12 protein-coding genes are annotated in these 13,632 nt (G+C 71.1%); 6 read left to right on the top strand and 6 right to left on the bottom strand.

From position 1 onward, the window contains the following. Nucleotides 1–78: 78 nt before the first annotated feature. Complete coding sequence (locus DFJ67_RS36485; protein ID WP_203784043.1) at nucleotides 79–2,019, top strand: S8 family peptidase; 1,941 nt, start codon at nucleotides 79–81, stop codon at nucleotides 2,017–2,019. A 25-nt stretch (nucleotides 2,020–2,044) separates the two neighbouring features. On the opposite strand, the gene DFJ67_RS36480 is transcribed toward DFJ67_RS36485, so the two are convergent. Further along, complete coding sequence (locus DFJ67_RS36480) at nucleotides 2,045–2,977, bottom strand: hypothetical protein (protein WP_116073424.1); 933 nt, start codon at nucleotides 2,975–2,977, stop codon at nucleotides 2,045–2,047. Between the two features lie 86 nt (nucleotides 2,978–3,063). Between DFJ67_RS36480 and DFJ67_RS36475 the strand changes: the two genes are divergently transcribed. Genes DFJ67_RS36475 through DFJ67_RS36465 form a run of 3 tightly spaced genes read left to right on the top strand, consistent with a single transcriptional unit; the run spans nucleotide 3,064 to nucleotide 5,282 of the window. Further along, nucleotides 3,064–3,915 (top strand): DUF4253 domain-containing protein, encoded by an 852-nt coding sequence (locus DFJ67_RS36475; RefSeq protein ID WP_116073422.1) that lies wholly within the window; start codon nucleotides 3,064–3,066, stop codon nucleotides 3,913–3,915. Nucleotides 3,916–3,972: 57 nt separating this feature from the next. Beyond that, nucleotides 3,973–4,503 carry an EXPERA domain-containing protein gene (locus DFJ67_RS36470; RefSeq protein WP_116073420.1) on the top strand — a complete coding sequence of 177 codons (531 nt, stop codon included), beginning with the start codon at nucleotides 3,973–3,975 and terminating at the stop codon, nucleotides 4,501–4,503. After that, entirely contained in the window at nucleotides 4,500–5,282 is a 783-nt protein-coding gene (locus DFJ67_RS36465; protein ID WP_116077072.1) for an SDR family NAD(P)-dependent oxidoreductase, read from the top strand. Before DFJ67_RS36470 ends, DFJ67_RS36465 begins: the two co-directional genes overlap by 4 nt. Here DFJ67_RS36465 and DFJ67_RS36460 read toward each other — a convergent pair. From DFJ67_RS36460 to DFJ67_RS36450, 3 genes are read right to left on the bottom strand one after another with little or no spacing between them, the layout of a single operon-like run. Continuing rightward, nucleotides 5,266–5,889 carry a TMEM175 family protein gene (locus tag DFJ67_RS36460; RefSeq protein WP_116073418.1) on the bottom strand — a complete coding sequence of 208 codons (624 nt, stop codon included), beginning with the start codon at nucleotides 5,887–5,889 and terminating at the stop codon, nucleotides 5,266–5,268. The genes DFJ67_RS36465 and DFJ67_RS36460 overlap by 17 nt on opposite strands. Before the next feature lie 13 nt (nucleotides 5,890–5,902). After that, nucleotides 5,903–7,354, bottom strand: a complete 1,452-nt coding sequence (locus DFJ67_RS36455) for an aldehyde dehydrogenase (protein WP_116073416.1) — start codon at nucleotides 7,352–7,354, stop codon at nucleotides 5,903–5,905. Next, entirely contained in the window at nucleotides 7,351–8,187 is an 837-nt protein-coding gene (locus DFJ67_RS36450) for an SDR family NAD(P)-dependent oxidoreductase (RefSeq protein ID WP_116073414.1), read from the bottom strand. The genes DFJ67_RS36455 and DFJ67_RS36450 overlap by 4 nt, the downstream gene beginning before the upstream one ends. Before the next feature lie 142 nt (nucleotides 8,188–8,329). On the opposite strand from DFJ67_RS36450, the gene DFJ67_RS36445 reads away from it, so the two are divergent. Continuing rightward, nucleotides 8,330–8,869, top strand: a complete 540-nt coding sequence (locus tag DFJ67_RS36445; protein WP_116073412.1) for a TetR/AcrR family transcriptional regulator — start codon at nucleotides 8,330–8,332, stop codon at nucleotides 8,867–8,869. On the opposite strand, the gene DFJ67_RS36440 is transcribed toward DFJ67_RS36445, so the two are convergent. Together DFJ67_RS36440 and DFJ67_RS36435 are read right to left on the bottom strand one after the other, a co-directional pair. Next, a complete protein-coding gene (locus DFJ67_RS36440; RefSeq protein WP_116073410.1) occupies nucleotides 8,866–11,421 on the bottom strand; it encodes a DUF4062 domain-containing protein in 2,556 nt (851 codons plus the stop codon). The two genes, DFJ67_RS36445 and DFJ67_RS36440, sit on opposite strands and share 4 nt — an antisense overlap. A gap of 133 nt (nucleotides 11,422–11,554) precedes the next feature. After that, the gene (locus DFJ67_RS36435; RefSeq protein ID WP_116073408.1) at nucleotides 11,555–12,538 is read right to left on the bottom strand and encodes a polysaccharide deacetylase family protein; all 984 of its coding nucleotides are present in this window, start codon (nucleotides 12,536–12,538) and stop codon (nucleotides 11,555–11,557) included. Between the two features lie 171 nt (nucleotides 12,539–12,709). Here DFJ67_RS36435 and DFJ67_RS36430 point away from each other — a divergent pair, with 171 nt between their 5' ends. After that, nucleotides 12,710–13,399 carry a VOC family protein gene (locus tag DFJ67_RS36430; protein ID WP_116073406.1) on the top strand — a complete coding sequence of 230 codons (690 nt, stop codon included), beginning with the start codon at nucleotides 12,710–12,712 and terminating at the stop codon, nucleotides 13,397–13,399. Nucleotides 13,400–13,632 lie beyond the last annotated feature (233 nt).

Below are 13,632 nucleotides of genomic sequence, written 5' to 3'. Positions count from 1 at the left end.
CTATCTTCGCCGCACCCCTTCGCGGTCGGTGCCAACAGGGCCCGGCCGCGAAGCAGGGATCTCTGGGAGGAGAGAACCGTGCGGCATAGAGTTTTCGCCCTCGGCAGTGCCATCGTCGTCGCCTTAGGCATGGGACTGAGCGTCGCCAGCCCCGCCAGCGCCGACCCCATCCGCTACGCCGACAGTCCCAACGCCGTCCCCGGCCGCTACATCGTCGTGTTCAAGGACACCGCGGTCGCCAAGGCCGCCGTCGGCACCAAGGCCCGCGACCTGACCACCCGCTTCGGCGGCCAGGCCCGGCACCTCTACTCGTCGGTCCTGCGTGGCTTCGCCGGCACGCTGTCTGACGCGCAGGCACGAAAGCTGGCGGCCGACCCCGCGGTCGCCAGCGTCGAGGCGGTGCAGCGGATCAGCGTCAGCGACACCCAGAACAACCCGCCGAACTGGGGTGACGACCGGATCGACCAGGCGAGCCTGCCACTGAACCAGGCCTACACCTACCCGACCAATCCTGGTCAGGGTGTCACCGTCTATGTGCTGGACACCGGGATCAACGCCAGCCACGTCGATTTCACCGGGCGGATCAAGCAGGGCATCGACATGGTCGACAACGACAGCAACCCGACCGACTGCCATGGCCACGGCACGCACGTGTCCGGCACCGCCGTCGGCACCAGCTACGGTGTCGCCAAGAAGGCCAGCGTGGTGGCCGTGCGGGTGCTCAACTGCCAGGGCAGCGGCACCAACGACGACCTGATCGCCGGCATCGACTGGGTGCGGGCCAACGCGCAGAAGCCGGCGGTGGCCAACTACAGCATCGGGTGCACGAGCCGGTGCAGCAGCCAGGCGATGGACAGCGCGGTGTCGAGCCTGATCTCGTCGGGCGTGCAGTTCGTGCAGGCGGCCGGCAACTCTTCCGACGACGCCTGCTACTACAGCCCGCAGGGCGTCGCCGCCGCGGTCACCGTCGGCAACACCACCAGCGCCGACGCCCGCAACAGCAGCAGCAACTACGGCTCCTGCCTGGACATCTTCGCGCCGGGCACGAGCATCGTGTCGGCGTCCTACTCGAGCAACACCGGCAGCGCCACGATGACCGGCACCTCGATGGCCTCGCCGCACACCACCGGCGCCGCGGCTGTCTATCTTGGACTCAACCCCAATGCCACCCCTGCGCAGGTACGCGACGCGCTGGTCAACAACGCCAGCACTGGCAAGGTGACCAGTCCGGGCACCGGGTCGCCGAACCGGCTGCTCTACACCGGGTTCATGAACGGTGGCACCAACCCCAACAACCCGTCGGTCACCAACCCCGGCAACCGGAGCACCGCCGTCGGCCAGTCCGTCAGCCTGCAACTCCAGGCGTCGGGCGGCACCACGCCGTACACCTGGAGTGCCTCGGGTCTTCCGGCCGGCCTGTCGATCGGCTCCTCGACCGGCCTGATCACCGGTAGCCCGACCACGGCCGGCACCAGCAACGTGACCGTGACGGCGACCGACGCCGCGTCGAAGACCGGCACCGCGAGCTTCACCTGGACGGTGACCTCCGGTGGTGGCGGTTGCACCCCGGTGCAGGTGGTCGGCAACTCCAGCCTGGAGACCGGAACGACGCCGTGGTCGGCCAACTCGGGCGTGATCGGGGCCTGGTCGAGCTACGGCTACCCGGGGCACACCGGCACCCGTAGCGCCTGGCTCGGCGGCCAGGGCCAGACGCACACCGACTACGTCTCACAGTCGGTGACCATCCCGGCCGCGTGCACGAGCGCCGTGCTGCGCTACTGGGTGCGGATCACCACGGCCGAGAACGACGGCCAGGTCTGGGACCGGCTGACGGTGACCATGGGCAGCACGACCGTGGCCAGCGCGACCAACCTGGACGCCAACGCGGCGTACGCGCAGAAGACCGTCGACGTCAGCCAGTTCCGCGGTCAGACCGTGACGCTGCGGTTCAACGGTGTCGAGGACCAGTCGCTGCAGACCAGCTTCGTGATCGACGACGTGACCATCAACGCCTCCTGACCTGTGGCGGGAGTGGGGGTAGCGGTTACTCCCACTCCCACCGCATGCCCACGATGCCGGGTGGCACGTCGGCCGAGACCAGGTGCGCGCCGTGGGTCGAGCCGATCCAGACCTCGCGGACGCCCTGGTCGGGTGCGTGCAGCCCGCGCCGCTCGAAGCGGTAGCAGCGGGCCGGCACCGCGTCGCGGTCGAACTGGACCTGGAGCACGTAGTCGCCGACCGGCACCGAGAAGCCGTGGTAGTAGTCGTCGGTGGGGACGGTCGAGCCGCTCTCGAACTCGTACTCGATGACCGCGGTGTCGCCCTGCGACAGCATCCGGTCGAAGATGATCTCCGCGGCGGTGATTCCCGACGCCGGGTCCGACCGCACCCGCCCGACCCGGCAGTTGCGCAACGCGTTGACGCCGACCGAGGCGGTCAGGTCGTCGGTGCGGAAGATGCCGACGGTACGCGAGACCCGGTCGACGTTGGCCCGCAACACCTGCCGGCAGACCAGGCTCCGCTCCTGCCGTTGGGGACCGACCTGGTAGAGGTCGTGCATGCTGATCCGGACGAGCTCGTGGTACATCCAGCGGTCGAGCTCACCGATGATCTTCGCGACCCCGTTCTCGAACAACCGGTCGATGTCGATCGTCCCGGGTGGCTGGTTGAGCCAGCGACCGCGCGGCCGGCGCGGCCCGAGTTGGGCGATCAGCGACTCGGCCGGCAGCGAGAGGATCTGTTCCATCAGCCGCACGGCCCGCATCGACTCGGGCCGCTCAGGCCGGCTCCGCCCGCGCCGCCAGTAGCTCAACGTCGCCAGGCTGACGCTCACCCCGGCGGCCGACAGCCGGGCCTGGATCTCCTCCGGCCGGATGCCGCGGTCCTCGATGGCCAGATGCAGGGCGGAGGAGAACGGGCCGGTGCGCAGGGCGTGCGCGAGGTCACGGCCGAGCGGGTCGGATCGAGCCTTCTCCATGAACGCTGAGTATCACCACGGCACCGCTCCGGCGCCAGCGCTCGGCCGGCTCTCCGGGCACGCCGCGAGGAGTTACGGTTCCCGGCGTGACCGCGGTGATGGACGACCCAGCCGAGATCGCCGCCGTTTTCCGGGGGACGGCACTGGACGGGCTGCCGATCGAGGAGGGCCTCGGCGACACCTGGGTGGTCGACCATGTCGAACCCAGCCGGCTCCTGCCGGCCTGGCGAGCGGCCCGGGCCGCGGTGGCTCGGACCGGCCGGTGGCCCGTCCTGACCACGGTCGACGAAGAGTGGCTCGACGCCGAGAGCGAGCAGGTCGAGGCGCTCGCACACGCGGCTTCGGCGGTGGATCCGTGGACGGTTTACCGCTGGTGGGGCCATGACGCGCTGGTCCGGCCCGACGAGCTGAAGCTGTGGCTGCCCGGGATCCTCGACGGGGACGCCACCGAGCAGGCACTGCGGAGCCTTCGCTGGCCGACGTCACTGGTCGCGGTCGAGCGGTGGATCTGGGAGCTGCTCCTGGCCAACCCCGCGATCCTCGAGCGGGCGCGGCCGCGGGTTGAGCCCTATGTGGGCACCCGGCAGTGGTTCACGAACCTCGACGAGGCGCAGGTCGTGCTGTTGCCGACCGCGACCCAGTGGCTCGCACCGGCCTGGCTCAACTACTTCGGCGCGACGGGCAAAGGTGCTGGCGCCGGCCGCGAGGCGCTCGCCGCGGCGATCCGGCAATGGGAGCAGCGATGGGGCGCGGAACTGGTCGCGTCCTGGGGGACGATGTTGCAGTTCACCGTCGCGCGGCAACCCAGCCTGGGCGACCAGGCGTGGCAATTGGCCCTCCAACTCCTGGCGGTTGGCGGCAGCCTCCAACCGCAGAGCTGGGAGTTGGCGCTCGCCGTCACCCGCAGCGACGCCTGGTTCCTGCACGACCGCCCGTGAACCTGATGGCCTATTGGCTCTTGTTGGGCCGGTGCGCCGAGGGCCAAGATCGGGGCCATGACCGTGCCGCTGCGCGCCCGTCGCTACGACCTGTTCTTCATCGCGTTCTTCACCGTCAACGCGCTGCTGATCACCTACATCGTCGACCTCGAGCAGATCGTGGTCCGCGACCCGGCCAACTTCGACTATCCGGTCTGGCCGCCGTCCGGCGCGATCGACCTGGTGCACTGGTGGGGCAACCACTACGACCCGCTGCTGATGGCCCGCCCACCGTTCTGGCAGATGACCATCTGGATCGACCTGATCTTCTTCGGCCCGTTCTACTTCTTCGCCGTGTACGCGTTCATCCGCGGCCGCGACTGGATCAAGGTGCCGGCGCTGGTCTGGTCGGGCACCATGCTCGCCAACGTGCTGATCATCCTGATGGACGAGCGTTACGGCGTCACCCCGGCACCCAACTTCGCGCTGGTCGTGGCCGCCAACGCGATGTGGCTGATCACCCCGTTCCTGATGATGTGGCGGATGCGGCGCGAGCACCCGTTCACGGTGCCGGCGGCCGCCGCGGAACCGGCGCCGGTGACCGCGTGACGGTCGACTTCGCCCACCGCTACGGCCCGTGGGCGCTCGTCGCCGGCGCGTCGGAGGGCCTGGGCGCGGCGTTCGCGCACCAACTCGCCGCACACGGGCTCAACGTCGTTCTCGCCGCCCGCCGGGCCGACCCGCTCGCCTCCCTGGCGAAGGACCTGCCCACCGAAACCGTCACGGTCGCCGCCGACCTGTCGACAATGGAGGGTCTGGCCGCCGTCGCCGACGCCACGGCCGGGCTCGACATCGGCCTCGTGGTCGCCAACGCGGCCTACTCGCCGATCGGCCGCTTCGTCGAGATGGACCCGGAGCTGACCCGCCGGGCCGTCGACCTCAACTGCCGGATGCCGCTCGAGCTGGCCCACCGCTTCCTGCCGCCGATGGTGGCCCGGGGCCGCGGCGGCTTCGTGGTCATGTCGTCGCTGGCGGGCCTCCAAGGTTCGCCGCCGATCAGCACCTACGCGGCGACCAAGGCGTTCGGCGCGATCCTCGCCGAGGGCCTCTGGGCCGAGTTGCGCGGCACCGGCGTCGACGTGCTCACCTGCGTCGCCGGCGCGGTCTCCACCCCCAACCTGGCCGGCGCGAAGGCTCGCCCGGCGCCCGGCACGCAGACCCCCGACCAGGTGGCCCGCGCCGCGCTGCGCGGTCTGGGCCACGGCCCGCGGGTGGTGCCGGGCCTGGGCATGCGGGTGTCATCGGCGCTGATGTCGCGGCTGCTGCCCCGCCGGGCCGCGATCGCCATCATCGCGCGGGCCTCGCGCGACCTCACTCCCCCCGGATAGGCAGGTAGTAGGCCGGAATGAAGGCGGCGATCACGGCCACCCCGGCGACCGGCACGAAGACGCCGAGCACGATCCCGACACCGATCCAGACCAGCGCGATGGCGAAGCGGATGGTGATGGCCCGGCCGGAATCGGTGAGCGTGCCGGTGTCGACCAGACCGCCGCGCCGGGCGTGCGCCCACAGCACGTTGAACAGCAGCGCCGCCGCCCACAGCGTGGTCCCGTAGAACACCACGGCGACGCCGAGCCCTTCGCGGGCGTCGAGCGCGCCGGCCAGCAACGCGGCCGAGAACGGCAGGAACGCGATGACCATCAGCAGCAGCGTGTTGAGGAACAGGATCCGCCGATCGATGCTCCGGATGTGCTCGAACATCACGTGGTGGTTGACCCAGACCTGACCGATGAGCAGAAAGCTGATGGCGTACGCGAGATAGGACGGCCAGAGCCGCCCGAGCCCTTCCATGAGGTGCCCGAAGTCGGCGGGCGGCTCGATGCCGAGCACCAGCAGCGTGACCGCGATGGCGAAGACGGCGTCGCTGAAGAAGACCACCCGCGCCGGATCGCGTTCGACCCTCGGCAACTGCTGCGACCCGAACCATCTCGTCATGGCACCGCAAACCCTATCGACGCGGGCGGGTCACCGTCTTGTGTTCGACATATCCGGTCAGCCCGACCATCCCGTACTCCCGCCCGATCCCGCTCGCCTTGTAACCGCCGAACGGTCCGTCGAAGCTCATCGGTGCCCCGTTCAGAGTCACGGTCCCGGTCCGCAACCGGCGGGCGACCGCCAGCGCGCGCTCGATGCTCGCCGACCAGACGCCGCCCGACAGGCCGTAGTCGGAGTCGTTGGCGATCCGCACGGCCTCGTCCTCGTCGGCGTAGGGGATCACCACCAGGACCGGGCCGAAGATCTCCTCCTGCGCGATCCGCATGTCGTTGCGGACGTCGGCGAACAGGGTGGGAGTGACGTAGTTGCCACCCTCCAGCCCGGCCGGCACCGCCGGGCCGCCGGTCACCAGGCGGGCGCCCTCCTCGATGCCGAGCTCGATGTAGTCGATCACCCGCTGCTGCTGGTCGGGCCGGATCATCGGGCCGATGAACGTGTCGGGGTCGGACGGATTACCCACCTTCAGCGACCCGACCATCTCCGCGAGCGCGGAGACCACCTCGGCATAGCGACGACGGGGCGCCAGGATCCGGGTCTGGAGGATGCAGGCCTCGCCGTTGTTGGCCAGCGAACCGAAGCGCAACCCCTGCACGGCCGCGGGCAGGTCGGCGTCGTCCAGGATGATGGCCGCCGACTTGCCGCCGAGTTCGAGGCTGACCCGCTTGAGCTGGGCGCCGGCGATCGAGGCGATCCGGCGGCCGGCCAGGGTCGACCCGGTGAACGCGACCTTGTCCACCCGCGGGTGCGAGACGAGGTGCTCGCTCGTCGACCGCGACGCCGGCAGGATGCTGAGGACTCCCGGCGGCAGGCCGGCCTCGTCGAACAGATCCGCCAACAGCATCATGCTCAGTGAGTTTTCCGGCGAGACCTTGAGCACGACCGTGTTGCCGGCCAGCAGGGCCGGCGTCAGCTTGGCCGTCGCCGCGGAGAACGGCGAGTTCCACGGGATCACCGCGGCCACCACGCCGATCGGCTCGCGCCGGACGACGGTGTCGAACGCGACCGACGGGTCCGATGGCGCGACCACCTCTTCCCAGGGCAGCGCCGAAGCCGCGGCCAGGTAGGCGTTGACCTGGCGGGTCAGGAACGGCTGGCCCAGCTTCGTGAACCACAGCGCCGAGCCGTTCTCGGCCGAGATGGCCGCCGCGATCTCGTCGGCGCGGGCCTCCCGTAGCGTGTTGACCCGGCGGATCACCGCGGCGCGGTCGGTGGGGGAGAGGTGCGGCCACGGGCCGTCGTCGAAGGCCGTCCGTGCCGCCGCCACCGCCGCGTCGACGTCGGCCGGCGCGGCCTGTGCGGCGCGGCCCAGCACCGATCGGTCGTGCGGCGAGCGGATCTCCAGCAGCTCCGGGTCGCTGGGCGTGACCCAGGACCCTCCGATGTAGAGCTTGTCCCGGGTGGTCATGCCGGAAGGTCCGTGGAACGGCTGACCTCGGCCCAGGTCCGCACCTCGGCCCGCCGGGTCTCGTCCGCCTCCAGCGCGAGGCCGAGCGCGTCACTGCCGAGCAGCAGCCGGCGCGGGTGCGCGGGTCCTTCGACCACGTCGCGGATCGCCGCCGCCATCCGGGCCGGGTCGCCGGGCTCGTTTCCGCTGTAGCCCACCATGAACCGCGCCATCTCCCCGACGGTCGGCTCGTAGTCGGCGGTCAGCGGGCCCGATGTCTTCGCGGCGCCGGCGGCCCAGCCGGTGCGGATGCCACCCGGCTCCACGATCGTCACTTTGATGCCCAGCGGCGCCACCTCGTTGGCGAGCACCTCGGAGAAGCCGGCGATGCCGAACTTCGCCGTCTGGTAGGCGCTCAGGCCCGGCGTGCCACCGACCCGCCCACCGATGGACGAGACCTGCACGAAGTGGCCGGACCGCTGGCCGCGCATGACCGGCAGCGCCGCCCGGCTCACGTTGATGACGCCGAACAGGTTGGTCTCGACCTGCGTGCGGAACTCGTCGTCCGGGAAGTCCTCCACCGAGCCCGTCGTCGCGTAGCCGGCGTTGTTGACCACCACGTCGAGCGACCCGAACCGGTCGACCACCGCCGCGACGGCTGCGCGGGCCGAGTCGGGCGAGGTCAGATCCAGGGCCAGGGTCAACAGCTCATCCGGGTACGCCGCGCGCAGGTCGCCCAGCGCGTCCGCCTGCCGGGAGGTCACCGCGACCCGGTCGCCCGCGGCCAGCGCCGCCTCGGCCAGGGCCCGCCCGAGGCCCTGGGAACCACCGGTGATCAGCCATGTCCGTACCATTGTGAGGTCTCCTGTCCGCTTCTGTGGTGTCTCAGCTCGGTCTCGAACTGCAACACGAACGTAGCACTAAGAACAGGGCCTGCCACGCCAGAGATGGTGATGTTGGGCATAACCGCGACTACCGCGTAAGATCCAGAGCACTATGAGAGCCGATGCCGCCCGCAACCTCGCCGTGGTCCTGCGTGCCGGGGCCCGGCTGCTGGCCGACGACCCGAGCACCCCGCTGTCAGCGATCGCCAGCGCGGCCGGGGTCGACCGCACCACCGTCCATCGCCGCTTCGCCAACCGGGAGGCCCTGCTCAGCGCGGTCTTCGAGGCCAAGCTCGACTCCTCCGAGCGGGTCCTCGACGAGGCCCGGCTGACGGCGGCGCCGGTGGCGGTCGCGCTGCACCGCTACGTCGAGGGGATCATCCCGGTCAGCCGCGAGTGGCCGGTCGACACCCGCCGGATGATGCGCGACGACCCGGCTGCCACCCGCCGGGCGGGGGAGCAGAGCGCGCGGCTCGACGCTTTCGTCCAGCGCGCGGCCGACGAGGGCCTGCTCCGCGACGACGTCCCACCGGCCTGGGCCCGGGCGGTGCTCGACCGGCTGGTGAGCACCATCGCGCACGACTTCCCCGACCTGCCCGCGCCCAAGGCGGCCGACCTGGTCGTCGACACGTTCCTGCGCGGGCTCGGCTAGCTGTCCGTCGCGAACTCGACCGCGGTCCGCAGGGTGTCCTGGGTGCCCTGCGCCCAGGCCTCGGGGTAGGCGTCCCGGTCGAACGTGGCGGCGCGGCTGGGCCAGGCCGGCACGTAGGCGCGCATCCACGCCGCGCCGCCGAACCTGCCGAGCTTGCGGGCCGCCGCCGCGAGTCGCACCGCGCGTTCGGCGGCGCCGCGGCGGTCGGCGATGTCAGCCAGCGCCCGCAGGTAGAGGGCGGCGCCGGCCTCGTCGCGGGCCGACGCGGAGACCCGCAGCCCGGCCTGGAGTTGGCCGTCGGCGCTGTCGAGGTCGCCGGCCGACGTGTTGGCGACCGCGAGGCTGTAGAGCGCGACGACCTCGCCCAGGTAGTCGTCGGTCTTGCGGGCGACCCGCAACCCGTCGTAGAACTGCTCGACCGCGGCCGGGTGGTCGCCGTCGTTGAGCGGCACCAGGCCGAGCCGGGTGTAGTAGAGCGCGGCCATCCACTCCTCGCCGAGTCGCTCGCCGATCTCCTTCGTCTCGCCGAGCAGTGCGCGGGCCTCGTCGTAGTCGCCGCGTTCCAGCGCTAGCTGGCCGAGCATGCCGGCCGCCCGGGCGGTGACGTCGCCGTCGTCGTACTCCCGCAGCATCTCCAATGCCCGCTCGAGCTTCTCCTTCGCGGGGGCCGCGTCGCCGCTGAGGAAGGCGATCGCGCCGTCGCCGAAGAGCACGTTCGCGTGCGCCCGCGGCGGCATCTCGGCGGCGTGTTCGAGCAGCCGTTGGACGGTCCGGGCGGCTTCGTCGACGTGGCCCCGCAGCCACCAGAGCTGCCACAGCAGCCAGGCCAGCCGGACCGCGTCGACCCACTGCTCGGTGTCGATGAGCCAGCTGATGGCGGCGCGGAGGTTGTCGTGTTCGGCCTCCAGCCGGTCGACCGCGGCCGGGTCGGTGGAGCTTCGGCCGATCGGCGGCGCGCTGCGCACGGCGGTTTCGACAAAGTGCCGGGCGTGCCGGCTATGGGTGTCGTCCCAGTCGCCGGCCTCGCGGAGCCGTTCCAGGGCGTACTCGCGGATGATCCCGAGCATCGTGAACCGGGTCTCGCGTTCGCGCCGCGCCGGGGTGACCAGGCTGCTCTCGACGAGCGCCCCGAGCGCCTCCAATTCGGCATAGCGCTCCGCGAAGCCGGCCACGGCGTCGATCCCGGCGAGGTCGAACCCGCCGGCGAAGACGCCGAGCCGGGCGAACAGCCGCTGCTCGTCGGCGGGCAGAAGCTGATAGCTCCAGGCGATGGTGTCGCGCAGGGTGCGCTGGCGGGCCGGCAGGTCGCGGGCGCCGCCGGTCAGCGTTCCGAGCCGGCTGGTGAGGCGGTCGAGCAGCGCCCGGGGCGTCAGGATGCGGACCTTGGCGGCGGCGAGCTCGATCGCGAGCGGCAGGCCGTCGAGCCGGCGCACTATCTCGACGATCGCGGCGGCGTCGTCGGTGCCGATCCGGAAGTCGCCGCGGACCGCCCGGGCGCGCTCGACGAACAGCAGGGCGGCGCCGTCGCGGTGCACCGCCGCCACCGGGTCCTCGGCCGGATCGGGAATCGACAGCGGTGGCACCTCGTAGACGTGCTCGTAGGTCAGCCGCAGCGGCACCCGGCTGGTGACCAGCACGGTGACACCGGGGGCGGCGTCGAGCACGGTGCCGATCATCGACCCGGCCTCGGCCAGGTGCTCCATGTTGTCGACGATCATGAGCAGGGAGCGGTTGCGCAGGTAGGCCACCACGTCCTCGACGGCCGACCGGTTCGGCATCGTCCGCAGGCTCAGCGACTGGGCCACCGCGGCGGCGACCAGGTTGGGGTCCGAGAGCGTGGACAGGTCGGTGAACCGCACGCCATCGGAGAAACTGCCGCGCAGCGTCGCACCGAGCTCGGTCGCGAGCCGGGTCTTGCCGACACCGCCGGGGCCGGTCAGGGTCACCAACCGCACGTCGTCGTCGGTCAGCAGGTCGCGTAGCGCGCGCTGCTCAGCGCGCCGGCCGAGCAGCGGGTTCGGCGGCACCGGCAGCACGGCGCGGGGGAGGTCGTCGGCCGGCAGCGGGTCTGCCGCTCCGCCGCTGCCGGGTCCGAAGCGTTCGGTCAGCAGCAGCGCGATGTCGTCGCCGACCACCTCGCCCAACTCGTCGGCCGAGCGGAACTGCCGGTAGCTGACCCGGGCGTCGGACCGGATCCGGTCGAGCAGTGCGTGCAACCGGGGGTCGCGGTCGGGTGCCGGGGTCTTGACGTAGATCAGCTTCGGCAGGTCGCCGGCGGCCTGGAACTCGTCGTCGACGCCGGAGATCTCCGCGTCGGACCCGGCCGCGCCGTAGCTCTGCCAGTAGATGCCGATGAAGAGCTGGCTCTGCTCGAGGTAGGCCTGGAGGACGTCGCGCGGCGGGTGTGGCCGCGCGCCCAGCTCGAACATCACCGGCACCAGCCGCATCCGGACGATCGCGTCGCGGACGGCCAGCCGCTCAGGTTCGAGCTCCTCCAGAGTCGACGAGACGAAGACCCGCAGCCGGTGGTCCGGCGCGCCCGAGCTTTCCATGAAAAGCCATCACATCCCCCGCTACCGGTATAAACCTAACTCAGCTCGGGGGCGGCGACCATGGAGGTTGTGGCGTGGCGGCCTGTTGGCCTGTTGGCCGGTTGGCTTGCTGGCCGCCACGCCGGGGTTGGGGCTAGCCCGCGGTGCAGGACCGGATCTGTGGTCGGGCGCTGCTGTTGCCGTTGAACATCGTGGTGAAGCCGAACGTGTTGCCGCTGCCGTTGGACCGCATGGTCATCACGTTGCCGCTGCTGTCCCAGGTCGCGGTGCCGTTCCAGATCGTGACCACCTTCTGCGGCGCTGTGATGGCCACCACCACGGCCCAGGTGCTGGCGCCGCTGACGGTCACCGAGGTGTTGTAGCGGTCACCCCAGACGTTGGGCGTGGTCGCCGTGGCGGTGCAGGACCCGCCGCCCGGGGGTGGGGTCGTCGGGGGTGGGGTGCTGCCGCCGTCGGGTGCGACCGCGCGGCCGGTCGACGAGGAGATCATCCCGGGGCACAGGTTGCGGCTGGTCAGGTTGGCCATGATCTGCGGGATCGCGTCGCGGGTGGTCTGGAGCCCGTCGTGCATCAGGATGACCTGGCCGGCCTGCAACCGCCCGGCGTTGGCGACGATCGTGCTGACGCTGGCGCCGTTCCAGTCCTGCGAGTCGACGTCCCAGATCACCTGGCGCATGCCGAGCGACGAGGCCACCGACTGGAGGGTCGAGTTGGTCTCGCCGTAGGGCGGCCGGAACAGCACCGGCCGGGTGCCGGTCGCCGACTGGATCGCCGTGCTGGTCTGCGACAGGTCAGACTGCATCTGCGCCTGGCTCATCGTGGTCATGTGCGCGTGGCTCCAACTGTGGTTGCCCACCCACATGCCGGCCGCGACCTGCGCCTGCGCCGCCGACCGGTTGTTCTGCGCGTTCTGGCCGATGTTGAACATGGTCGCGCGTACGCCGTTGTTGCGCAGCACCGTCAACAGCGCGCTCGTGCTGCCGGTCGGCCCGTCGTCAAAGGTCAATCCGACGTAGCCGTTACAGGTAGCGGCGCTGGACGGTGCGGCGACGGCAACACCGCCGATCGCGACGGCGGTGGCGACGACGGCCAGCCGGATCACGTGCCTGAGGGACATACCGGTGGTCCTCCTTCGGTTTGTCTCCGCTCGGCCCGCGGGGGTATGGATAGGCCGTGGCCGATGTTTCAGGGTCATTACATCGACGTCAACGAGTTTCGAAACGCGTGAATGGCCAAGCTTCGCGATATCTCGGTTGAAGCTCGAGGGGACCGTGCCTACGGTGCGGTGATGCTGCCACGAGTGCTCACCGTGACCTACGACGCGCGCGATCCGGAACGGTTGGCCAGGTTCTGGGCGGGAATGCTCGGCCGGGAGGTCATCGAGGATGCCGGCGGTCTGCTCCTCCCTGGCGACGACACCCAGCCGGGCCTGCGGGTCGCCCGTGGCGACGCGGAGATGGTGCGGCCGAACCTCATCCACCTGCACCTGACCAGCACCACTCTCGACGACCAGCAGCAGACGGTGGCGAAGATCCTCGAGCTCGGCGGCAGCCACCTCGACGTCGGGCAGCTCCCGGAGGAGGGGCATGTCGTGCTGGCCGACCCCGAGGGCTACGAGTTCGACGTGATCGAGCCCGGCAACAACTTCCTCGCCGGCACGGGCTTCCTCGGCGAGCTGGCCTGCGACGGCAGCCGTGCGGTCGGCGTCTTCTGGAGCGAGGCGCTGGGCTGGCCACTGGTCTGGGATCAAGACGAGGAGACCGCGATCCAATCCCCACACGGGGGTACGAAGGTCGCCTGGGGCGGCCCACCCTTGGCCGAGCGCGAGGGCCGCAACCGGCAACGCTTCGAGGTCGCGGTGGCCGCGGACGACCTGGCGGCGGAGGTCGACCGGCTGGTCGCCCTCGGTGCGAAGCGCCTCGGTCCGGCGGAGCTGGCCGACCCCGACGGCAACGAGTTCAGCGTGACCGCGCGCTGACCATGGGCGGCGCCCGCCTCCGACGGCAACGAGTTCAGCGTGACATCGCGCTGACCATCGCCCTCGCGGGCGTCTTGCGCACATCGGCGGCGCCCGCCCCCGACGGGATGGCGTTCGGGTGGCCATCCCCGGCATGGAGTCGCGCGGGGCCGTCGTGCGGTCGATCGGGGCGTCGGTCATGAAGCCACGATCGCCGGGCCCTGGCCGCGGAACAACGCAAGAAATCGAACCGC

The sequence above is a fragment of the Asanoa ferruginea genome, from assembly GCF_003387075.1.
Taxonomy (GTDB): domain Bacteria; phylum Actinomycetota; class Actinomycetes; order Mycobacteriales; family Micromonosporaceae; genus Asanoa; species Asanoa ferruginea.
This window is presented reverse-complemented; position numbering and strand designations above follow the sequence as displayed.